Source organism: Methylobacter sp. S3L5C (genome assembly GCF_022788635.1).
Classification (GTDB): domain Bacteria; phylum Pseudomonadota; class Gammaproteobacteria; order Methylococcales; family Methylomonadaceae; genus Methylobacter_C.
On sequence record NZ_CP076024.1, the window covers coordinates 1,925,426 to 1,949,198 of the forward strand.

Annotated in this window: 15 protein-coding genes and 1 tRNA gene; 10 read left to right on the forward strand and 6 right to left on the reverse strand. The window is 45.5% G+C overall.

The window, feature by feature from the left end; genetic code table 11:
- Positions 1–6 precede the first annotated feature (6 nt).
- The 7 genes from tolA (at position 7) to KKZ03_RS08810 (ending at position 6,504) form a co-directional block, all read left to right on the forward strand.
- Positions 7–2,064, forward strand: a complete 2,058-nt coding sequence (gene tolA / locus KKZ03_RS08780) for a cell envelope integrity protein TolA (RefSeq protein ID WP_243221119.1) — start codon at positions 7–9, stop codon at positions 2,062–2,064.
- A gap of 147 nt (positions 2,065–2,211) precedes the next feature.
- Positions 2,212–3,495 carry a Tol-Pal system beta propeller repeat protein TolB gene (gene tolB, locus KKZ03_RS08785; RefSeq protein ID WP_243221120.1) on the forward strand — a complete coding sequence of 428 codons (1,284 nt, stop codon included), beginning with the start codon at positions 2,212–2,214 and terminating at the stop codon, positions 3,493–3,495.
- A 56-nt stretch (positions 3,496–3,551) separates the two neighbouring features.
- Complete coding sequence (gene pal, locus KKZ03_RS08790; RefSeq protein WP_243221121.1) at positions 3,552–4,151, forward strand: peptidoglycan-associated lipoprotein Pal; 600 nt, start codon at positions 3,552–3,554, stop codon at positions 4,149–4,151.
- An 8-nt stretch (positions 4,152–4,159) separates the two neighbouring features.
- Entirely contained in the window at positions 4,160–5,050 is an 891-nt protein-coding gene (gene ybgF, locus KKZ03_RS08795; protein WP_243221122.1) for a tol-pal system protein YbgF, read from the forward strand.
- A gap of 2 nt (positions 5,051–5,052) precedes the next feature.
- Positions 5,053–5,694: a 7-carboxy-7-deazaguanine synthase QueE gene (gene queE, locus KKZ03_RS08800; protein WP_243221123.1), complete on the forward strand. Its 642-nt coding sequence runs from the start codon at positions 5,053–5,055 to the stop codon at positions 5,692–5,694.
- Positions 5,695–5,700: 6 nt separating this feature from the next.
- Positions 5,701–6,378, forward strand: coding sequence for a 7-cyano-7-deazaguanine synthase QueC (gene queC / locus KKZ03_RS08805; RefSeq protein WP_243221124.1), 678 nt, complete (start codon positions 5,701–5,703; stop codon positions 6,376–6,378).
- 50 nt (positions 6,379–6,428) lie between these two features.
- Positions 6,429–6,504, forward strand: a tRNA-Lys gene (locus KKZ03_RS08810).
- A 667-nt stretch (positions 6,505–7,171) separates the two neighbouring features.
- On the opposite strand, the gene KKZ03_RS08815 is transcribed toward KKZ03_RS08810, so the two are convergent.
- The 3 genes from KKZ03_RS08815 to KKZ03_RS08825 all read right to left on the reverse strand — a co-directional run bounded on the left by KKZ03_RS08815 (position 7,172) and on the right by KKZ03_RS08825 (position 9,654).
- Positions 7,172–8,314, reverse strand: a complete 1,143-nt coding sequence (locus KKZ03_RS08815) for a type III PLP-dependent enzyme (RefSeq protein ID WP_243221125.1) — start codon at positions 8,312–8,314, stop codon at positions 7,172–7,174.
- A gap of 108 nt (positions 8,315–8,422) precedes the next feature.
- Positions 8,423–8,935 (reverse strand): CDP-diacylglycerol--serine O-phosphatidyltransferase, encoded by a 513-nt coding sequence (pssA, locus tag KKZ03_RS08820; protein ID WP_243221126.1) that lies wholly within the window; start codon positions 8,933–8,935, stop codon positions 8,423–8,425.
- A gap of 485 nt (positions 8,936–9,420) precedes the next feature.
- Positions 9,421–9,654, reverse strand: coding sequence for a hypothetical protein (locus KKZ03_RS08825; protein ID WP_243221127.1), 234 nt, complete (start codon positions 9,652–9,654; stop codon positions 9,421–9,423).
- Positions 9,655–9,933: 279 nt separating this feature from the next.
- Here KKZ03_RS08825 and KKZ03_RS08830 point away from each other — a divergent pair, with 279 nt between their 5' ends.
- The 3 genes from KKZ03_RS08830 to KKZ03_RS08840 all read left to right on the forward strand — a co-directional run bounded on the left by KKZ03_RS08830 (position 9,934) and on the right by KKZ03_RS08840 (position 14,518).
- Positions 9,934–11,814, forward strand: a complete 1,881-nt coding sequence (locus tag KKZ03_RS08830) for a pyruvate kinase (RefSeq protein ID WP_243221128.1) — start codon at positions 9,934–9,936, stop codon at positions 11,812–11,814.
- A 44-nt stretch (positions 11,815–11,858) separates the two neighbouring features.
- Positions 11,859–13,388, forward strand: a complete 1,530-nt coding sequence (locus KKZ03_RS08835; protein WP_243221129.1) for a bifunctional GNAT family N-acetyltransferase/carbon-nitrogen hydrolase family protein — start codon at positions 11,859–11,861, stop codon at positions 13,386–13,388.
- A 281-nt stretch (positions 13,389–13,669) separates the two neighbouring features.
- On the forward strand, positions 13,670–14,518 hold the full coding sequence (locus KKZ03_RS08840; protein ID WP_243221130.1) for a hypothetical protein: 849 nt from the start codon (positions 13,670–13,672) through the stop codon (positions 14,516–14,518).
- A gap of 33 nt (positions 14,519–14,551) precedes the next feature.
- Here the strand turns inward: KKZ03_RS08840 and recD are convergent, their stop codons facing one another.
- The 3 genes from recD to recC are packed head-to-tail and all read right to left on the reverse strand — an operon-like array spanning position 14,552 to position 23,729.
- Complete coding sequence (recD, locus tag KKZ03_RS08845; RefSeq protein WP_243221131.1) at positions 14,552–16,534, reverse strand: exodeoxyribonuclease V subunit alpha; 1,983 nt, start codon at positions 16,532–16,534, stop codon at positions 14,552–14,554.
- Positions 16,531–20,247 carry an exodeoxyribonuclease V subunit beta gene (gene recB, locus KKZ03_RS08850; RefSeq protein ID WP_243221132.1) on the reverse strand — a complete coding sequence of 1,239 codons (3,717 nt, stop codon included), beginning with the start codon at positions 20,245–20,247 and terminating at the stop codon, positions 16,531–16,533. Before recB ends, recD begins: the two co-directional genes overlap by 4 nt.
- Positions 20,244–23,729 carry an exodeoxyribonuclease V subunit gamma gene (recC, locus tag KKZ03_RS08855; RefSeq protein ID WP_243221133.1) on the reverse strand — a complete coding sequence of 1,162 codons (3,486 nt, stop codon included), beginning with the start codon at positions 23,727–23,729 and terminating at the stop codon, positions 20,244–20,246. Before recC ends, recB begins: the two co-directional genes overlap by 4 nt.
- Between the last annotated feature and the right edge of the window lie 44 nt (positions 23,730–23,773).

Sequence of the window (23,773 nt, forward strand, 5' to 3'; positions counted from 1 at the left end):
ATTTAAATGGATAAGCAAAAAAGATTTACATGGCCATTTTTACTGGCACTGGTTTTACATTTTACGCTTCTGGGTCTATTTGTATTAAGTGCATTATACAAGCCGGAAGTAAAAGAAGAACCTAAGCCTGTCTCGGAAATTATCCACGCGACAATGATTGATACGGCTAGTTTGCAGGAAGAAGCGGCGGCCATAAAAAATGCCAAAGAGGCAAAAAAACCAGCTCCAAAAGAACAACTTGAGGCTGTAGAATCGAAAGAAAAAACTGCTGTAGCAGAACAAGCCAAAGCCGATGCGGCCAAACAGGCGAAAGCGGAAGCTGCTGAACAAGCCAAAGCGGATGCTGCCGAACAAGCCAAAGCGGACGCAGCCGAACAGGCGAAAGCCGAAGCGGCCGAACAAGCCAAAACCGATGCGGCCAAGCAGGCGAAAGCGGATGCCGCCGAACAAGCCAAAGCGGATGCGGCCGAACAAGCCAAAGCCGATGCTGCCAAGCAGGCGAAAGCGGAAGCGGCTGAACAAGCCAGAGCTGATGCTGCCAAGCAGGCGAAAGCGGATGCCGCCGAACAAGCCAAAGCTGATGCTTCCAAGCAGGCGAAAGCGGACGCTGCGGAACAAGCCAAAGCGGATGCGGCCAAGCAGGCGAAAGCGGACGCCGCCGAACAAGCCAAAGCCGATGCGGCCAAGCAGGCAAAAGCGGACGCCGCCGAACAAGCCAGAGCTGATGCTGCCAAACAGGCGAAAGCCGATGCAGCCAAACAAGCGAAAGCAGAAGCCGCCGAACAAGCCAAAGCAGAAGCCGCCGAACAAGCCAAAGCCGATGCGGCTAAACAGGCGAAAGCGGAAGCCGCCGAACAGGCCAAAGCCGATGCAGCTAAACAGGCAAAAGCGGAAGCCGCCGAACAAGCCAAAGCCGATGCTGCCAAACAGGCGAAAGCGGAAGCGGCCGAACAGGCCAGAGCTGATGCTGCCAAGCAGGCGAAAGCGGAAGCGGCCGAACAGGCCAGAGCTGATGCTGCCAAGCAGGCGAAAGCGGAAGCGGCCGAACAAGCCAGAGCTGATGCAGCCAAGCAGGCAAAAGCGGAAGCGGCCGAACAAGCCAGAGCCGATGAAGCCAAGCAGGCGAAAGCGGAAGCTGCTGCACAAGCCAAGGCTGAGGCTGCCAAGCAGGCAAAAGCGGAAGCGGCCGAACAAGCCAGAGCCGATGAAGCCAAGCAGGCGAAAGCGGAAGCTGCTGCACAAGCCAAAGCCGAGGCCGCTTCTCAAGCCAAGGCTGAGGCTGCCAAACAGGCTAAAGCAGAAGCTGCGGCACAGGCCAAAGCCGAAGCCGCTTCTCAAGCGAAGGCTGAGGCTGCCAAACAGGCTAAAGCAGAAGCTGCGGCACAGGCCAAAGCCGAAGCCGCTTCTCAAGCGAAGGCTGAGGCTGCCAAACAGGCTAAAGCAGAAGCTGCGGCACAGGCCAAAGCCGAAGCCGCTTCTCAAGCGAAGGCTGAGGCTGCCAAACAGGCTAAAGCAGAAGCTGCGGCACAGGCCAAAGCCGAAGCCGCTTCTCAAGCGAAGGCTGAGGCTGCCAAACAGGCTAAAGCAGAAGCTGCTGCACAAGCAAAAGCAGAAGCAGCTGCACAAGCGAAAGCGGAGGCCGCCAAGCAGGCGAAAGCCGAAGCCGAAGCTGCTGCACAAGCAAAAGCCGAGGCAGCTGCACAAGCAAAGGCTGAGGCGGCCGCACAAGCTGCTGTGCAAGCCAAGGCTGAAGCTGCAAAAGCCAAAGCATCTGCGTCAGCGACAGAAGCTGCACAGGCAAAACTTGCCATCCAGCAAAAAGTAAATCGAAGCTGGATTCGGCCCATATCTGCTACGGAGGGTTTAAAGTGCACAATCCGGGTTAGATTAATGTCTGATGGTACCGTGATAGATGCCGAAGTTGTTTCCAGTAGTGGCGATGAGATTTTTGACAGGTCAGCAGAAAATGCGGTTAACAAAGCATCGCCGCTACCTGTGCCGAAAGATAAAGAGCTATTTTCCAGAGAATTTAGATCGTTTCAGTTTTTGTTTAATCCAAAATAATTAAAGGGCTGATATTACAACTGTTGGTTTTTAAGATAGAAGATTGGGTTGTTTTTCAGGTAATTTACCGTATCCAGATGTCAACTCATTAAGTTGTTGAGTGTGATAATGACATCGGTTTTTTTGAGTTCAGATATAGAGGTGAGCGTGAATTTTTTTAGAAGAAGTTTATTAATTGTGCTGTTTGGTTTTAATTTACCAATTGGTTATGCAGCGCCACTGACCATTGAAATTACTGAAGGTGTTGAAAGTGCTGTGCCTGTTGCAGTCGTTCCTTTTGCCTCACAGGGTGCGCCGGTAAATATTAGTGCTGTCGTCAATGCCGACCTGGAGCGTAGCGGTTATTTTAAAATGATGAGCGAGCAAGGCATGCCTGGCAGGCCGAGTACGGCAGCAGAGGTTAATTTTAAAGATTGGCAGGCTGTAAATCAGAATTATCTGGTAATCGGGCAGGTTGTTGCTGGCGGTAGCGGTCAATATAACGTTCAATTTCAATTGTTTGATGTCTATAAATCCGGGCAGTTATTAGGTTACAAAATGACCTCTTCGGCAGCTGATTTACGTAGAACCGCCCATCATATCAGTGACCTTATTTTTGAAAAATTAACGGGCAAAAAAGGCGTTTTCAGCGGTCGTATTGCTTATATCACCACCAATAATCAAGGTACCAAGCAACAATCGCAACAGCTTCAAGTTGCTGATGCAGATGGCTTTAATCCTCAAACCGTCGCGTCATCAATTGAGCCGTTAATGTCTCCGTCCTGGTCGCCCGATGGCAAAAAAGTGGCTTATGTCTCTTTTGAGAGAAAATCAGCGGCCATTTATGTGCAGACATTGGCCACTGGTGAGAGAGTTCGCGTAGCTGAATTTCCAGGTATTAATGGGGCGCCATCCTGGTCACCTGATGGTTCAAGATTAGCTTTAACTTTATCCAAAGATGGTAGTCCCGATATTTTTGTTTTAAATCTGTCAACACGATCATTAACCAAGCTAACCAAAAGTTTTTCTATTGATACCGAGCCAAGCTGGTCACCTGATGGCAGTAGCATTGTTTTTACCTCTGACAGAGGTGGTAGTCCACAAATTTATAGCGTCTCCAGTCAGGGCGGACAGGAAAAGAGACTGACTTTTTCTGGTAATTATAATGCCAAAGCCAGTTTCTCGCCGGACGGTAAAAGTCTGGTGATGGTGCACGGCAATGGTAATGACTATCGTATTGCTGTTATGGATCTGGCAAGCCGATCTATTAATGTATTAACAGGTGGCCGATCAGATGAATCCCCCAGTTTTGCGCCAAATGGCAGCATGATCCTGTATGCTTCAAAAAAAGGCCGTACAGGATTCTTATCTGCAGTGTCATTAGATGGTAAGATGCAACAAAAGTTGGTCTTTAATAGTGGTGAAGTTCGTGAGCCTGCTTGGGCCCCTTAGTTTTTGGGGCTGAAACACAGTTATTTTATAGTTTGTAATTACTTTGGGAATTGAAAATGAGATTAAATAAAACACTATTGGCCTTGGCTATTAGTACTCTAATGTTATCGGCTTGTAGTGACACTGATGAAAAAGACACCAGTCTTACTGACGGTAGTCTAAATGAAACCAGTGGCATTAACGACGCTTCAACCAGTGGTTTAAACAAAGGTTCTGGTATGAATGGTTCAGAGCTTAATGGTTCGGGTATGAATGGCATGTCAGGTAACGGTGATTATGCCAGTACTTTGGGCCCCGAATTTAATGATCCTAATAACCCTTTGTCCAAGCGTACTGTCTATTTTATGTTGGATAGTAGTGAAGTTATGCCTGATTTTATTCCGGTTATTGCAGCTCACGCGCAATATTTGATTGCCAATCCGGGTCAAAAAATAACCTTGGAAGGTAATGGCGACGAACGTGGCTCTCGTGAGTACAATATTGCACTGGGTGAGCAGCGTGCAAAGTCGGTATCCAGCATGATGAAAATTAAAGGTGTTTCTGATAATCAGCTGAACATTGTCAGTTATGGTGAAGAAAAGCCGGTAGCTTTTGGTAGCGATGAGTCTGCCTGGGAGCAAAATCGTCGTGTTGAGATAGTTTACCAACCTAAGTAGATTACTAAATGAAAAAAGTAAGCCTTATTATGCTGCTGTCTGCTTGCAGTAGTGTTTATGCAGAATTGCCGCCTGTTGTTGACCATTCATTGTATCCGGCATCGGCAACTCCGGCGCCCGCTTCTGCCAATGCGCCGTCAACAAATGCTTTGTATGAATTGATGGGGCGACTGGAACAAATGCAAGCTGAAGTGCAGCGACTTACCGGCAAGGTAGATGAGCAGGCTTACCGTATTGAAGAGTTGAAAAAGCATCAGAGTACCATGTATTCTGATTTTGACGAACGCTTGCAAGGTATTGAAAATAAAGGTAATGGCGTTGATCAGCCGGCTGCTGAAGGCACTCCGGAAGCGGTGGGTGCAGGTGATACGGAGGCTAAACCAAGTGATTCTTCCGCAGCAGAACCTGTACCAGCGACTGAGCCGGTTCCTGCCAATAAGCCGGCATCAGCCAGTGCGCCTGCAGCAGAGAATCAGGCTCCCCAGCCAAAGTCTGATGGTGTACAAGTTTCAGGCCCTGAAAAGCAGGAGTATTATCAAGCCTATGACGAGCTTAGAAATGGACATACCGATCAGTCTATAGCGCAGTTTAATAGCTATTTAAGCAAGTATCCATCCGGACTCTATGCCAATAATGCGCAATATTGGTTGGGCGAAGCATATCGCGTTAAACAGGATAATGACGCAGCACGCAAGGCATTTAATGGTGTTATTGAAAAGTATCCCAATGGTGCAAAAGTACCGGATGCACTATTAAAATTGGGTTACCTGGAAATAGAACTAAAAAATTCGGCAAAAGCGCGTGAGTATTTAACTCGTGTTACTACGGATTATCCCAAGTCACCGGCAGCGTTACTGGCAGCAAAAAAACTGCTTAAGCTTAATGACGTTAAAAATTGACCGTGAGCTCACTTCGAATCACTGAAATTTTTTATTCTCTTCAGGGTGAGTCAAATACAGTTGGCATACCCACTGTATTTATCAGGCTCACCGGTTGCCCGTTACGATGTGTGTATTGTGATACCGCTTATGCTTTTACTGGTGGTAAAAAAGTAAAAATTACGGAAATAATTGCTCAGGCTGAGCAATTTGAAACGCAATATATTACCGTAACAGGCGGTGAGCCTCTGGCTCAACCAGCCTGTCTTGAGTTAATTACCCAATTGCTTGATAAAGGCTTTATTGTTTCCCTGGAAACCAGTGGTGCGATTGATGTATCTGGGGTAGATTCGCGAGCGGTTAAAGTTATGGATCTTAAAACGCCCGGCTCAGGTGAATTAAGTAAAAATCTTTATCAAAACATTGCTTTTCTTAACGCTAAAGATCAAATTAAGTTTGTGATTGGCAGTGATGAAGACTATGACTGGTCAAAAGCTGCTTTAGCTGAATATAAGCTGCCTGGTCGTTGTGACATATTATTTTCACCCGTTATGGGGCAGCAAAATCCAACCGAACTTGCCGAAAAAATTCTTCGGGATCGGTTGCCTGTTAGATTTCAAATCCAATTACATAAGCTACTTTGGGATGATGCCCAAGGTAAATAAATACTCATGCAAAAAAAAGCCATAATTCTTCTATCAGGGGGACTAGATTCGATTACCGTCCTCGCACTCGCAAAGCAGCAGGGATATGCCTGTTACGCCTTAAGTTTTGATTATGGGCAAAGGCATAATGCCGAGTTGGCAGCCGCTGCACAGATCGCCTTGGATTATCAGGTTGAAGATCATAAAATTATTAAACTGGGACTGGACTCCATCGGCGGCTCGGCATTAACTGATGAACATATCGCCGTACCTGATACGCTACAGGAAGGTATACCTGTGACTTATGTGCCGGCAAGAAATACTATCTTCCTATCCTTGGCTCTCGGTTGGGCAGAAGTGTTAAATCTGCGAGATATTTTTATCGGTGTTAATGCCGTTGATTATTCCGGTTACCCCGATTGTCGGCCGGAATTTATTAAAGCTTTTCAGCAATTAGCCAATTTGGCGACTAAAGCCGGAGTAGAAGGCGGGCATTTCACCATACATACGCCGTTGATTGCTCTCAGTAAGGCAGAAATTATAAAGCAGGGCGTTGCCTTGGGCGTAAATTATCAACGTACCGTTTCCTGTTACTCGGCTGATAAACAAGGTTTGGCTTGTGGTGTGTGCGACGCTTGTCGCTTAAGAAAAGCTGGTTTTATGGAAGCAGGTATAGTTGATCCAACACGATACAGAAATAGTTAAAAAAAGTCTTGCAAGATATAAAATTATCTCTATAATAGGCAATCTTTGTTGGGTCGTTAGCTCAGCCGGTAGAGCACCGCACTTTTAATGCGATGGTCGCGCGTTCGAATCGCGCACGACCCACCACCAAAGATAAAATAAATCAAGCACTTACGATTAGTCGAAGTGCTTTTTTTATGTCTGAAATTCCTCCACGTGACAATTGAAAATAAAAAGCCATAAAACACAGCAACAACTGTCAACAATTCAGGCATAAAAAAACCGCATGGTTAGCGGTCTGATTATTTATGAATCAAGGGTATTTACTTATTCAGCATCGATTATATAAATTGACTGGACAAAGAAAACCTTTATATCTTGGCTACTCATCGGCTCTAGTAAAACAAAAAGTCTGTTCTCCTTGTCGGTTTAACTCTGCGATTTCTGCCGCCTGTTTGCATTGGCTTTGATTTTGGTGCCATCCATACTAATGTCGCCCAGTTTTAATACGCCCATACTTTTACTTTTGGTTTTTCTTGATTCATTTTCGACACATTTCCTGTATTTTAGGTTATTTTAGAAAATGTGAATGGTTTAGTGTAGCCACATTAGATGGCTGGGGTTAGGATAATAAAATCAATCAGTTACGCTTCTCTCATCCCAACCTTCTCCCTTTGGAGAAGGAGCAGTAAGACTTTTGTAGATATCGATGTCTTTCAAGGGATAGTATTTTTCGAAATAGAAACTATCTAACTGAAAATGTATAAAAAATAAAGCCTGGTGTCTTCGTAGTGAATAAAAGATGTAAAGTAGGTTAGCGGTTAATGTGAACTACTTTGGCGGGTGCAAAGCCATTAAAGTAAGTTGCTGTCGCGCCGCTATAGGCACCGATATTTGTACTATACAAAAAGTCGTCACGCTCCAGGTTGCCAGGGAGTTCTTCGGTTTTTGAAATAACGTCCAGTCCGTCACAGGTAGGGCCGAACACCGTGCAAATCTGCGTCGATCCTTTTTTGAAAGAGTCAAAATGATATTGACAGTGGTCAAAAATAATACCGGAAAAAGTGCTATAGACTCCGTCATCAATGTAATAACATAGTTTTCCATGTCGAATCGCTTTGCCGATGATCTTTGATACTGCCGTCCCAGCGGTGGCAACTATAAATCTTCCCGGCTCGGCAATAATTTTTATATCGACTGGAAAGAGTCTTTCCAGTTCAGTATTTATCCGCTTTGCCAATTCGCTGAAAGGCTTTACCGAAGCATCATAGGGTGCAGGAAAGCCACCACCAATATCGAGTAAGTTCATCTTGTCGTAGCCGCGTTCTTTAGCCTGCTTGAATATACGTGCCGCAATATTGAGGGCCTGTATGTAATTCTCAAAATTTGTGGTTTGGCTACCAACATGAAAGCTCAGTCCTTCGACGCTGAGCCCTGCCTTTTCAGCGGCCAAAATGATATCGACTGCCTCGTCAGGTTCTGCACCGAATTTTGATGATAGCTCTACCATTGCGCCGGCATTGGAAACCCTGAGCCGAAGCACAACTCCGGAGTTGGGCGCGAACTGACTGATCTTGATGATTTCCTCCAGGTTGTCAAAAGTGACCAACGGCTGGTATTGGTCAAGCGCCATCAGCGTCTCATTTGCCTTGATTGGATTGGCATAGATAATTTTATCCCAAATCCATTCATGTCGCTCCTTTTCGGGCATAGCCTTGATATTTTCGTAGACCATCATAAATTCGGGCATTGACGATACGTCGAAACTGGCACCCACGTCGAACAGGGTTTTTATTATGGCCGGATCGGGATTTGCTTTGACTGCGTAATAGGCTTGGACGCGGGGAAGATAGCTTTTAAAAGTCGTATAATTGCTTCGTAATTCGTCGTGATCTATCACGAATAGCGGTGTTTCGTGGCCTTCAGCAAGCTGTTGTAAATCTTTTGCAGTAATCATGTGAATTTCCTTCGTTTTACTGTTTTTATAACAATATTACCGAGTGTGAGACACGAAATAGGATTCATGATAAGTCACTAAATGTAAGCCTGATAATGTTTAAATAAATTAAAATATCCGCGACAATTTAAAAGAAGAAATCATCAGAAAACTTTGGATTAAAAAGACCAATGGCCAATATTTCAAACTTTCAGGGACGCCAATAAAAAGCAGAAAAAGTGCGGGAAATAAAACACCATTTACGGTAATGGGTACCCCTTCGAAACCTGCTTCTTCAGAAATATTATAGCGTGCAAGTCTCAGCATCCCACAGGAGACAAAAAATAAGGCCACTATAATGCCTAAAATACCTGGGGAGCTTAGTGAATAAAACAACAAGGCAGGAGCAACGCCAAAAGATACCAAATCAGACATGGAATCGATTTGTTTACCAAAAAGATTTTTTTGATGCAGCAGGCCGGCAATTTTCCCATCCAGTACATCAAACACCACGGCTAAAAACAGCAACAAGGCACTCAAATCAAAGTGGCCGTCAATTGCCAGTAAAATTGAAAGGATGCCGCAGCACAGATTGCCAACAGTAAAAATATCAGCAACTTTCATTAACCTTAAAATATTCATATCCTTTCCTTTGATTAACAGTATGATTATTGTCAGCATATAATGAGACCATGACAAAATGATGACATGCATGGAAGGACAAATGACCTCGATAATTAATTGCACGCTCTGTGGTAAAATTAGTCAACATGAGCGATATTTTTGCGCTTTCATTGTTCATGAGTTGCAACACTAAGGCCATAAAAATTAATTATTTATGGTAAAAATTATGAGCAATCGAGACAACATAAATCGAAACGGTAACTCCTCGTCCCATAGTCGATTAAGCGTTAAGTAATAGCGACACCAATACGACGAAACTTACTTAAACGGTTCATCAATAAAAATTGGTTAAAAATTGATATTTTAGCAATTTAATGGTGTTATAAAATCTTGATCAAGAAAGCGTTCAAACAATATTTATACTAACGATTCATTCGAGGCTTAGTCTGTTAAATTAGCTCGGTGCTTTTCGTTAATAGTGAAAACAATTAAGTGTTAATTGACTATGGATAATGATGCGTTGATAAATGAAGCCCGACATCTTTATGCGGCATTGTTCCTTGAGCAATATTTGGGATCTTTGGAAAATAAAGCCCGATTTGATCGCCTTGATCGATTGGTAATTTGGGCTTATTGTCGTTACCAGCGTCGATTAAATCACTGCGTTTTGTGTTATCAGTATCGATTATCGGAGTGCGTTCGGGAATTTTTGAAAAAAGAGTGCAGGTTTTGCCCAAAGGACTTCAAGAGTTTAATTGACCGGGAACAATAGTGAGCACAGATTTGTGAGTGTAAGGATATCGAAGCAGTTGTAACAGGGTATTTGTCTACATTTATAATGACCGCATTATCAGTAATAAAAGTCTGTTTGTCATCAAATTTTCATTTTTTTTTAGTACAAATAATCAACAATAAAGCGAACTATTGATTATATTGGCGGTTCTTTTTATAAAGAGCGATTCAGGCCAAGTGGATAGTTACAGCTAAAATTACTTTGTAATACAATCAGGTGTGACATGGTAACTACAAAAAAAATCATTTTAGATCCCTACAAAGATATCCTGAAGCAAATACTTGCCGAAGTGGTCGATTTACGCCAAAAAATTGAGACTAAAGCTAATCAGCGCCTGCAAAAATATACGGGCAAATTTAAGTCCGGTTACTTTTCTGACAGCGCCGGTAATCTTGCGCATTATCTTGCCATGCGGCAATTTGATCTGCGGCATTTACAAGATCGCCTGGCTCAAGCCGGTTTATCTTCGTTAGGTAGAGCTGAGGCTTCGGTATTATCGACCATGGATTCACTAATCGATATATTGAAACGGGCAACAGAAAAACATTATTTGCCTGATGAAAAAAAAACCAGCAAATATGGCTTTAACCTCGGCCGGCAACTTCTTAAGCAACATACTATCGATTTATTTGGACCCTCTCCTGAGCAAGGTAGAGCACATGTCATGGTGACTCTGCCAACCGAAGCCTCCCTTGATTACTTGCTGGTCAGTTCATTACTGGAAAAGGGGATGACCTGTGCCCGTATTAATTGTGCGCATGATGATCCGGTTATCTGGGAGGGAATGATAAAAAATATTCGTCGTGCGGAAATTGAAACGAGGTGTTCCTGCCGTATTCTTATGGATCTTGCCGGGCACAAAATTCGCACCGGGCCTGTTGAGTTGGGACCTTCGATTCATCATATTCGTGTACAAAAGGATCTAACGGGTAAAGTCGTGGCACCTGGGTATTTGATTTTAACAAGCAATCCGGAAAGCCGGTCTATTGATAGTACCTTATTTAGAGTGCCTATCCCAAAACTACTGCATAACGAACTGGTACCAGGAATGCACTTGGGGTTTATGTCCAATCAGGATAAGTCGCGTTACCTGAAAGTAGAAAAAGCGCTTTCTGAAACGGATTGGCTGGTGAGTTGTGACAAAACGGCTTATCTTGTTCCAGGTTGTGCGGTAACACTAACAACAAAGCATCAGTCTGATAACCAGACCTCGGATAATCAGTTTACCTTGGGAGAGTTTACCGGCGAACCTCTGGATATAAGGGTATTTAAAAATCAGTTGCTGTTGTTAACCAACGGTAATATCAATGGCAAACCTGCTGAGCAGGATGAAAATATCTTGATTCATCCTGCTCAAATAGGCTGTACGCTGTCATCGTTAATAGAAAAACTTAAAGTAGGACAATCAGTCTGGATTGATGATGGAAAGCTGGGTGCTGTTGTTGAGGCGGTGACAGAGCAAGGTGCGTTGTTACGTGTAACCGTGGCAAAAGCCGGTGGTGTCCGGATACAAAGTGACAAAGGCATAAATTTTCCTGAAGCCGAGTTTAATTTGCCTGCTCTCACACAGAAAGATTTAATTGATCTGGACTTTATTTGTGTACATGCCGATTTGGTTGGCTTTTCATTTGTTGAAACGTTGGCAGATATGGAATGTTTGATGTCCGAACTGACAAAACGCAAGGCCTCAAAACTACCTATAATCGCCAAGATCGAAACTAATCGCGCAGTAAAAAATCTTCCTGATATTATATTGGGAACAATCGGCAGGCATAATCTTGGCATCATGATTGCCAGAGGTGATTTAGCCGTAGAGTTGGGCAGTGCAAGGCTGGCTGAAATTCAGGAAGAGATTCTGTGGTTATGCGAAGCCGCTCATGTTCCTGTTATCTGGGCAACCCAGGTACTTGAATCCATCACTAAAAAAGGTACACGGTCGAGGCCTGAATTTACCGATGCGGCCATGGCGGTTAGAGCCGAATGCGTTATGTTGAATAAAGGCCCTTATATTCTTGATGCTATAGGAGCATTAGTGAGCGTTATGGTGCGCATGCACGAACATCAAAGAAAAAAGTTCTCCCGCTTAAGAGCCTTGCACTGGTAAACAGCTAAAACCCTACTTTAGAACTAAATTATGTCAGCCAAACAATGAAAAAAACCAAAATTGAGAAACACAAGCTGCTCTTGCGGCATTTAACGCTTGACGATTACGATAATATTGCGGCTTTAATGGAGCATGTTTATGGTAATTTAGGCGGAGCCTGGAAGCAAGACCAGTATGCTTCACAAATTACGCGATTTCCTCAAGGGCAGATTGCCATTGAAGATAATGGCCGGTTAGTCGCTGCTGCATTAAGCATGATTGTTGATTATGCGCGCTTTGGCGATGTCCATACTTATGCGCAAATTACCGGCGACGGCTATCTGACACATCATGATCCGCATGGTGATACCCTCTATGGTGTCGATATTTTTGTCCATCCGGATTATAGGGGGTTACGCTTGGGCCGACGTTTGTATGACGCGCGTAAAGAATTATGCCGGAATTTGAATCTACGCCGGTTTATTGCCGGTGGCCGGATTCCCGGTTATGCCCAATACGCCGATACGTTGACTCCGGTACGTTACATCGAAGAGGTCAGGAATAGGGAAATCTTTGACCCGGTACTTTCATTTCAGCTGCTTAACGATTTTCATGTGCGTAAGGTAATAACCGGATATCTTCCGGTAGATGCCGACTCAAAAGGCTTTGCGACACTTCTTGAATGGGTCAATCTTGATTATGTCGATAAATTGCCCTCGATTGGCGGTACCAAAAACATTATTCGTTTAGGTGTTGTGCAATGGCAAATGCGAACCTTGACCAGCGTCGAAGAACTGCTTAAGCATGCCGAGTTTTTTATTGATGCGGTATCAGGTTACCATGCCGATTTTGTGCTCTTTCCTGAATATATGAGCGCTCCATTGATGGGCTTGTTTAACGATAAAAACCCTCCCGATGCCATTCGCGCCTTGGCGGGTTTTACCAGCGAAATTCGCAATGGTCTATTGGAAATGGCCATGTCTTATAATATTAATATTATTGCCGGATCCATGCCGGAGTACAGTTCTCATGAACTTTATAATGTGTCATGGCTGCTCAGACGTGATGGTACTTTTGAAGCCCAATATAAAATTCATGTCACTATTGACGAAGTGAGTTGTTGGGGTGTTCAAGGGGGTGATGCGTTAAAAGTATTCGATACCGATTGTGGCAAGATTGCCGTATTAATCTGTTATGATTCTGAATTTCCGGAACTGGCCCGTTTGGCAACCATGCAGGGGGCGCAAATACTTTTTGTGCCCTTCTGGACCGATACCAAAAACGCCTATCAACGGGTACGCTATTGCTCGCAGGCCCGAGCCATTGAAAATGAATGTTTTGTGGCGATTACCGGCAGTGTCGGTAATTTACCCTATGCAGAAAACATGGACATACAATATGCCCAAGCGGCTATTTTTAGCCCCAGTGATTTTTCCTTTCCGCATGATGCCATACTAGCGGAAGCCACACCTAATACCGAAATGACCTTGATTGCCGATGTTAATCTGGATCTGCTAAAGCAGGTTCGTACTCGTGGCGCAGCCCGCAATCTTGCAAACCGACGATTGGATCTGTATCGTTTGGAATGGGTGTAGTTTACCAAGAGCTTTTGTCTTTTTGTGATGTGGCTGGACTGAAAATTTGCTTGTTTTTACATAAGGACACACCGGTTTTTGACAGTGTGTCAGACGGTCAACACTACAGCATACTTCCAGGTTAAGCATTTATTATTGAGCGGATTATCTTTGTTGTTGAAAATGAATCCGGTGATTATCGTTGTGGTGACGTTACAATAGTCAGTAACAGGTTACCGTTTTTTTAACGGTAACAGACAATTTTTAGTCAATCGCCAGCGCTCAATAACAAGGAATACTGAATGAACAATCACTATGAATTACATCCACTTTGTACCTATTTTCCGCGTATGGGGGCGACTGATTTTGATGCGCTAAAAGAGGATATTCAGAGTAACGGGCAAACACATCCTATTTACACGCTTGACGGTATGATTCTTGATGGCGGTAACCGTTATCGTGCTTTGTGTGAGCTGGGTATGGAACCTGTCGTTATTGAATATACCGGTACCAACCCTACCCAGTTTATTCTGTCATCAAACTTACACCGTCGGCATTTAACGCAAGGGCAGTCGGCTGCTATCGTTTCAGCATCTCAAAATTGGGCAAATGCACAGGCCGAAGGTAATTTGCAATTACGCACGGTTACGCCAGCGGACACAGCGGCATCCAGAGCTAAACAATCGGGGGTAGGCCAGCGCACCCAACAAATGGCCGACAAACTGATTAAGGAAGCGCCCGAAGAACTGATAATGGAAGTTATTGATGGTAAAAAGAGTTTGCTTACCGCGCTTAAAGAAATAGCACCAGAAAAGCCGGAAGTGGAAAAACCTCAACCGGCTCCCGTGATAGAAGCGGAACCGGAAGACAGCAGCGAAGAACAAAATGCTCTTGTCAACGAACAGCAAGGTATTATTGCGGCGTTGCAAGCCGAGAATGCAGTTATGCTGAAAGTATTTGAGGCCGATGACCGGGTTAGCGCTTCGCTTGAAGAAGTGAGTAAATTAACTGAAGTGAACAGGGTTTTAAATAGTCGTTTTAATGACTTGCTGGTAGAAAAAACCGAGGCAATCAAGGTAGCCAGTTACTGGGAAAACAAGTTTTTACAACTTGAGACAGAGTTGAACAACCGCACTGACTCAATAAGCTAAGTTTTTTGGGCTACCCATTTGAAATGGTAGCCTTTATTTACAAGTCGCTAAAATAGCCTGATTGAAAATATCCGCATGACTTTCCAGTAAGGTGAAGTTTTCTTTCGCTCGGGTAATCGCGGTGTAGACCAGTTCACGGGTCAGTACTGGGCTTTTGGTTTCCGGCAGAACCAGTGCAACATGGTTGAACTCCGAGCCTTGGGATTTATGTACCGTGATGGCAAAGGCCGTTTCCACATCCGGTAGCCGCATGGGTGATATCCAAAGAATGTTTACCGCATCGTGCGCATCTTCGCCGGGAAAAGCTACCCGCAGTTTTCCGGTACTATCTTTAAGAGTGATACCGACGTCGCCATTCATCAAGCCCAGATTGTAGTCGTTGCGGGTGATCATAACGGGGCGGCCTTCATACCACAGCGTTGGTTTTTGGCCGGGAAATAACCACTGTTCTATACGCTGATTTAAACCTTCAACGCCCCAAGGACCTAGCCGCAAAGCGCAGAGAACCTGAAAAGTATCAAAGGCTTCCAAAACCTGTTTTGCCCAGTGCGGGTATTGCATTTTATCGGTCGGGCGTTTTTTTCGAATAACGTCAAGATAATAACCATAGCCTTGGCGATTTTTAGGTTGGCTATCGTCCTGTAGTCCGGTATTGGCTGTTAGCAAGTTTTTTAAATGGATATCAGCCGGATGGCTCAACAGTAGGTGACCAAGATCCTGATAGCTTGTGGTATCTTTTAAAATAGCCTGAGCCAGTTTGGAATCACCTTTGTTGACGGCTTTGGCTAATTGACCGATACCGCTGTGCTCACCAAAACGATGGCTATGGCGAAGCATGACAGTTTGCTGGTTAATAGCCGAGCCAACCAGGGCGTTTTCACTGAGTGCTTCATCACTATACGGCCTGATCCAAGCATGGGTTGGTTCGTCATAAGCGCTGTTTTCAGCGCCGCGACATAAATCCCCCATCACCGAACCCGCCTCGACAGAAGCCAATTGATCCTTGTCCCCCAGCAATATTAAACTGGTGCTTTCCGGCAAGGCATCCAGCAATGATGCCATCATTTCCAAATCAATCATCGACGCTTCATCAATGATAACGATGTCAGCTACCAAAGGATTATTGCGATGATGGACGTAGTGCCGTGAGTCGTGCCGAGTACCCAGCAAGCGATGCAGGGTGCTCGCTTTTTTAGGAATAACCTGTTTAATGTCTTCAGGAACTTGTAGTTTTTCTAACGCTTTGCTGATCGATTCACTGACCCGCGCTGCGGCTTTACCGGTAGGTGCTGCCAGTAAAATATTGAGCTTGCGGGTATTGCCGGATTCATCGTTAGCCAGTTTAATCAGTAAGGCCAGCAGCTTGGTCAGCGTCGTGGTTTTGCCGGTGCCGGGGCCGCCGGTAATGATGGCAAAGCGTGCACGCAATGCCAATACGCAGGCAATTTTCTGCCAATCAGGACTTTCGGGGCTTTTGGCCGCAAACAACAACTGTAATTGCGCTTGCAAAGCGGTGGGCAGTTCGGTTCTGATCGGTTGCAGTCGTTGTTGGATGGCTTGATCGAGTATTTGCTGATACTGCCAATAACGCCGTAAATAGCAGCGATTGCCCTCCAGAACCAGTGGCGTATTGCCATGACCCAAGCCAACCAGCGATGATGCGCTCAGAGCCGTTTGCCATTGTTCGAGTGTATAAGCTTTAAGTGTCAATAATTCGGCAAGGGCTTGCGCATCGCTTAAAGCGCCTATTGTTGATTCATCAACCTCGGTCTGGTTGTCATCATCGCCAGAAATAGCCAGCGTTAATTCGGGCTGTTGACAGAGTTTTTCCATCTCCAGATAAACTTCACCCCGGCCCAACTGATGACTGGCAAGTGCTCCAGCCCAAAGTACCCGATCACTGGCATCAGGCTCCTGATCAATGAGAAAGCGTACAAAAGCCCTGTCCAAATGCGTTAACCAACCCAGACTGATCCAGTTATCGATACTGTCAAGAACAGATAATCCTTTGGTCATACTATTTCTCCGTGCTTATTTGAACCCAAAAACAGCATATCCATACCTTCAATCAATGCTTTCGGCGGTTTATGGAAAATTCTGCCACTTAACGGGCCATTTACGCCGCGTAAAAACAGATAAAGACCGCCGCCGATATGGGTATCGTAATCGTAGCTGTCGCCCATTCTGACTTTTAATAACCGGTGCAAGGCCAACAGATACAGGGCATATTGCAAATCATAGCGTTTGGCTAACATTGCCGTTTCCATTGTTTCTTGTGTGTACGCGGCATCGTTATTGCCAAGGCCATTAAATTTGTAATCGGCAATGTAGTATTGCCGGTTATGGACGAATATCAAGTCAATAAAGCCTTTCAATAAACCGTTTACCTGTGCCGGTAATAAACGTGGCCTGGGTTTACCGGAAAAGGTATGCAGGGTAACCAAATGATCCAAGGCCTGAATACTGACATCCTCTGCACCAACAAGAAACTCAAGTTCAGCTTGGTAATCATCAACTTCAAGATCAGCCAATCTAAAAGAAGACCCTTCCAGTAACGGCATGGTTAACCATTGCATGACTGTCGTGGCAATAATATCGCGTTTATCATCCCAGGTTTTGTGGCTAAAAATCTTGTCGATCAGTAGTCGGCAGTCATCCGGTTTTTCCAGCATCGCCTTAAAGCCACGCTGCGCGCACTGTTCCAGTAATTCATGAACCAACACGCCGGGACCTGCACCTCGGGGCAGGCTATGGATGCCGGACAGGGTTTTTGTTAATGAGCCAACATAAACATCCGCTTCATCACTTTGTTTATCTTCCTGAGCCGTTTCAGGGACGTCAGACAGCTTACGATCAAGCTGTTGGCCCGTGTTTTTGTGCTCGGTTTGCAAGGCGCTGTAACTGGCTATCCACCAGTTATCAGCAATAGTGGTAATTGATTGCAGCGGTAAATCCATTAGTTCGTGTTGCTGCGAAGGCTGATAAATAGCCTGAGTGGGCTCGGGTAAGCCGGCAATCACGATAGCCTTACAAGCTCCTTTAAGCTGAGTCAGTTTAGCAGCCAACTCATTGGCGGGCATTTTTGGTTTCCAGCCCAGCAAGTAACCTATGGCTGTTTTTTCCAACTGACAGGCTTTGCCAGAACCGCTTTTAATGGGAGCAAAACCTAACCAACAGGCATGTTTTGCCCGGGTAATGGCAACATAAAACAGGCGTAAATCTTCCTGAAGCCTTTCTCTATCACTGATATTTTTAATAGCATCGTCTTTGCTCAAATCAATACATAAGTTTTGCCGGTCATCATGGTAGCGATAATAGTGGCTGTAACGACTACTAACTTCCCTGAAACTACAGATAAAAGGCAAGAATACCAACGGATATTCAAGGCCTTTGGATTTATGGATGGTGATGATCTTGATCAGGTTGGCATCGCTTTCCAGGCGAATGATATTTTCTTCAGCGGCCTGATCGGCGGCAGCAATTTCTTCAGCCAGATGCCGTATTAATGCTTGTTCGCCTTCGAGTTGAGCGCTGGCTTGTTGAAGCAATTCTGCCAAATGCAGCAGATTGGTTAAACAACGTTCACCGTCATTTTCTGTCAGCAGTCGCGCATGCAAGCCATAATCATTCATTAGTTGCCGTAAGGTCGGCAAGATGCCATCTTGTTGCCAACGTTGTTGGTAGCCAAGAAAGCGTTCCAATTGTTGTTCCCAGCTTGGTTCATCGATGGTGAGTTGATGAAGTGCCTCATACGACCAGCCTAAAACAGCGGTGCTTAACGCCGCACGTACCTTACGCTCATTACGGGGCTCGGCCAGTGCTTTTAGCCAAAGCAACAGGTCAGAGGCCTCATTGGTTGCATAAATGGAATCACGTTCAGAAAGGTAAACGCTACGTAGTCGCCGTCTTCCCAGCGCATTACGGATGGCTTTGGCTTCTGTGCCGCTACGCACTAAAATGGCAATGTCGGAGGGTTGTAAGGGCTGAATGATACCCGACTGGGATGTAAATCCGGTTTTACCCTGATTGGCACAATTCAGTAAGCGCACGATCTCGCTGGCGGCCACTTCGGCCATTTGCTCGCGATAGTCCGGCATGCCAACGGCCTCCGGTGAGTCCCAATGCCAGAGCGTTAACGCTGGCGCTACTTTTCCATTAATCACCCATTCCTCTTTGCGGCCTTTGGCATCGACGGCGATGAACGGTAACGGATTGGCTTGCTTACTTTTAAATTGAAATGCCCCTTCAGTTTGTTGATCTGCGGCAAAAAATACCTGATTAACAGCATCTACCAACGCTTTGGTAGAACGAAAGTTGGTTCCCAAGGTGTAGTGTCGCCCCGCTGTGACCTGATGGGCTTTAAGATAAGTATAAATATCGGCCCCCCTAAACGAATAGATCGCTTGTTTGGGATCGCCAATCATAAAACAACCCAGGCCGTTATCCACGTTTGCCGGATACAGATTGGCAAAAATCCGGTATTGCACGGGGTCGGTATCCTGAAATTCATCAATTAACGCAATCGGGTATTGCTGGCGAATCACGCTTGCCAGTCGCTCTCCACTCTCACTTTGCAGGGCTTTATCCAATCGTGTCAGCATGTCGTCAAAGGTCATGTGAGCGGCACGTTGTTTTTCGGTATCGTAACGGTTTCTGATCCAGTGAATGGCATGTAAAGTCAGGGTTTCTGTTACTTCTGTTTCTTGCTCAACATGACCGGCCAGATCATCAATGGCTTGAAATGCCTTGTGTTGTAATGGTTCAGTTTTGTCTTGATGGGCTTTGACCAGCCCTGACAGCAATCTTTGTTGACCAAATTTAACCAGGGTATCAATATCCTCATTAACACCACGTTGCGCCCATGCGCCCAAGTCCGACAACTTGCTGTTAAAAGTGGCTTGCCGATATTGATTGCCGTTTAACCAGCGGTTCTCGGAGGCATTTTTTAGCAGTTTTTCTATTTTAATTTTATCGGTGGCCCATAAATGGCGTGCCTGTTTTTCCAGTTCTCGCCGTTTTTTCTCCCAAGTCTCCCAGCTTTTAAAGACCGTTGCTATGTCAGTGACAAGGCATTCAAGCCCCAAGGCCTCCGTTTCAGACAGTAAAGGTTTCAGTAGTTTGGTTAATGCTTCTGGTGAATCTGTCAGTTTTAGCGGCACTTGACACGATATTTCAGATAAGGGATAGAAAAAAGTTCGCCAATAATCGCGTACAACTTGATTTAGCAGTTCCGTATCATCGGTATTGACCTCTTGACGAAACAGACTGCCACTATCAAAAGCATGTTGCTGCAACATTCGATTACACCAGCCATGAATAGTGTACACAGCCGATTCGTCCATCCAGTTGGCCGCCAGTTCCAATTGACGGGCACAAGTCGGCCATTTATCAGAATCGTAGCTGTCGCGTAGCGGTTCCAGAAAGTCATCACACTCACTAAACTGGCCACGAAAATAACTGGCAGCTTCGGTAAGACGGTCACGAATACGCTCGCGCAATTCTTTCGTTGCCGCATCAGTAAAAGTCACCACTAAAATATCAGGCGGCAATAAGTTACGACTTGGCAACGTCTTATCTTGATCTTGATCTTGATCTTGACCATGACCAAGGATCAGGCGCACATACAGTGCCGCGATGGTGTAGGTCTTGCCGGTACCGGCGCTGGCTTCAATCAGGCGGGTGCCGGATAACGGAAAATCAAGCGGATTTAATGAGTTTGCGACTGTCATGATTGCGCATCCTGTGCAGTTTGTTGATTGATTTGAGTAAATGCCGCGCCATAAAGCGTTTGAGTCCAAGCCTTAAAATCACCTTGTACCGTCGTCTGGTTTAAATGAGAAAAAGTCGGGAAAAAACGCGCGAGATAGGCATCGTAGGCTACTTCACCTTTGGTCCAGTCATCACCCTGATAGGTAGACTTTGCAATATCCATGGCGTTATCCGGTGATGCGCCCAACCAGGCAAATGCCGTTTTACAGGCAACCGGTAACGGCGCTTGCATACCCAGATACCACGCTGTAACCAGGGTGTTAAGTTGTGCAAAGGCTGCTGTTTGTTCAAGCAGGGCAATTTCAATCACGCAATCAGAACCCATCACCAGTGTCTGTAAATTCATACCTGCTGCACAGCCGGCGAGATGTTGTACCCAGTACGCTAACAGGTTGGGATATTTTATTTTGCCCGTATTGCCCAGTAAGGTTTGCGGCGTCAAGTGAATCAATCCCTGAGTCAGGTCATCGCTATTTTGCCGTAAATTAATTAATTCACCGGTTAGCTGGACAGTGATGTCGTCAGCCAGGACAAAATGTAAATCAATAATACGTGCTTCAATTGCCTTGGGCCATAAAGTCAGCAGTGTCTGGTAGCGCTGCCAAACCTGATTAACGGGATCGGCAATATCCGCATACGCTGCGTGAGCGAAACCGCCGAGCGGGAGTTTACCTTGCCTGGCCATGGTCGTGCGTTGCTGTTCTAAAAAAGTATCAGGATTGTCTGGTGTTTCACTTTGCAAGGCATCCAGTAAATTTTGGCGTAGCACATAGCTTTCCAGTTTGTTAAAGCCAAAAGGTTCGTTATCTTCGCTGGTAATGGTTTCTTGGTCGAAGCCAAACTTGAGGGTGTTATTACAGAAAGTTTTTACCGGTGCTTTCAAAAAACGTCCCAAAGATTGCAGACCCAGCGTCAACGTTTTTTCATAGACAACCGCCGGGGTTGCGTTGGCTAAACTGACTGACGCTGATGGTTCAAACCATTCCCGGGCGTATGTGAACAAGCGCGAATCACGATTTTTGGCCACATACTGTTTACTAAAAGGTTGTAGCGGGTGTTCAACGGTTAAGGCTTTAAGTAACTTCGGTTCGTTATTTTCCAGTTGCCAGCCCAGGGCCAGTGCATCGCGTAACTGACTGATGAGTACTGATGGCGGACGCTCGCTATTATCGCGAATGTTGCGGCCTATCCAACTGATATAAAGTTGTTGTCGTGCCGAAAGCAGGGCTTCCAAAAACAAATAGTGATCATCTTGCCTGCGTGACCGGTCACCGGGACGATACTGCCCGCGTTGACTCATCAGATCAAAGCTTTGTGCGGGTTGACTGCGTGGATAATCGCCGTCATTCATGCCCAGTAAGCAAATCAGTCGAAAAGGGATGGCCCGCATCGGCATCAGTGTACAGAAATTAATCCGGTCACTTAAGAAACGCTGCTGGAGATTGGGTTCATCTACTGTAGCCAGCCATGCTTCACGAACAACGTTTAAGGGTAAAGTATCGTCATCGGTTAAGCCGGCTTGTTCGCAGATTTCTCCCCATCTTGTTAATGAGTGGCCAAGTATCTCCAGCGTTTTTCGTTCTTCCTCGCTGCTGGTGACATCAAAAAAATCTTCCAAAAGCGCTGATAATGTTTCTTGCCAGTCGGTATAATTTTGGCTTTTTCGCAGCAAGTTGGCCTGTTTCTCAAGAGTTTCCAACAGGTATGACAGGCCACCGACCCATTGTGCATCGAGTCCGCCAATTTCATCGTAAGGCTCAATGGCATTAAATGCGATACCGGCCCCCACGGCATAACCGAGCAACATTCTGCGTAAACCAAATTGCCAGGTATTGGCTTCCAGATCTTTAGGCATCGCTACATTTTGCGTGCGTTGTTCTGCATGTAATCCCCAGCGGATGCCGGCTTCTTCAACCCATTGATGCAATTTGGGAATAGCGGCTTCATCAATGGAAAAACGTAGTCTTAGGGCTGGTACTTCAAGCAAGCCCAGAAATTCGCTAACGGCAAAACGCGAGTCAGGCAGATTAAGCAGGGCTTCAGCGGCGACCAGCAAGGGATTTTGACCTCGCTGTTGTTGATCGGCCAGGCTGTAAGGAATGTAGCGGGAATCACCGGACTTGATATTGCCAAATACCGCACGGATATGTGGTGCGTATTTATTGATATCCGGTACCATGACAATGATATCTCGTGGCTTTAAGTTTTCAGCTGAATTAAAGCGGGCTAATAGCTGATCGTGAAGAATTTCGACTTCACGCTGCGGACTATGAGCAATATGAAACATCAGGGAATTATCGACTTCAGGCAGGTCGACAGGCTCGGTAGGTAGCGGTTCCAAATCCAGTATCGATTGTTGTAATTGTTGCAACAGACTGCCTTGTCCGGGTTCGCAGTAATCTTTGAACAGATCAATTTTGCTCTCCGGCCAATGCCAGTTTGCATAAGTTTGGGTATCGTCAAACTGGTCCAGCAAGCGAATATAATCACGTCCTTGTTTACCCCAGGCAGCGAGCAACGGTTGTGCGTGGAGATGTAATTCTTCGTCGGTCAATGCGCTTGTCATACCGGATTTATAAGCTTGGCGACGGCGTTCAGCTTTTAACAGCGCTTTGTCTTCAATAATGTCTGCCCAGTAATGTTGGCAAGGGTTATGAACAAACAAGACTATCTGACAAAATTTGCCCAGTTTGGCTAATACTTCAAGCGACTGCTGGGGTAACGATGACAAGCCAAACACTATTATTCGCCGTGGCATGTCGACAGGACGCTGTTCCTGTGTATCAATTTGAGTCATAAATTGCGTATGAACGGCTGCACGACTGGCGTAGGGCGTATATTGATCGCCTAAATCCGCCAATACTGCCCGCCATAATGCGGCCTGCCAGCGTTGTTGTTCCGGCATGATCTGGCTTTGTCCATGGCTATCACGCAAGCTATCAAGCCCGGCTGCCCAATCGGCAATCCAGTCCGATCGATACACCTGATATTGGTCAAAAAGATCAGCCAGCTGTTCAGCGAGCTGATAGCGTTTGCGGCTGTTGTTATCGACCGCCAAAAATGTCGCCAAAATTTCAAACTCAGGTCGGGTAATCAGCGTCGGCAACAAACGGTACAAGCGCCAGGTCAAGGGCGCTTTTGCCAGCAGTTGTTCTTTGGGAATCTGTGAGCCCAATACCGAACGATAAACAGCCCAGATAAACGCTGAGGGTAATTGCACTTTAATCGCTCCGGCAATACCTAACGCACTATTTTTCGCCAGGCTTTGCTGTAACCATTGCCCCATGCCATTACTTTGCACCAGAAATACTTCATTTTCCAACGGTGCCAAAGGATGTTCGCGCAGCCAGTATTCGACCACATCTCCCAACGCTTCCAGTTTATTGGAGTGAATGACTGCAATGCCGCTGTCCAGCGAGGTTTTGTAGCTTGTTTCTGTCATGAGAATATTTTTTTTATTGGAAAGCATCTTGGTTAAATAAGGGT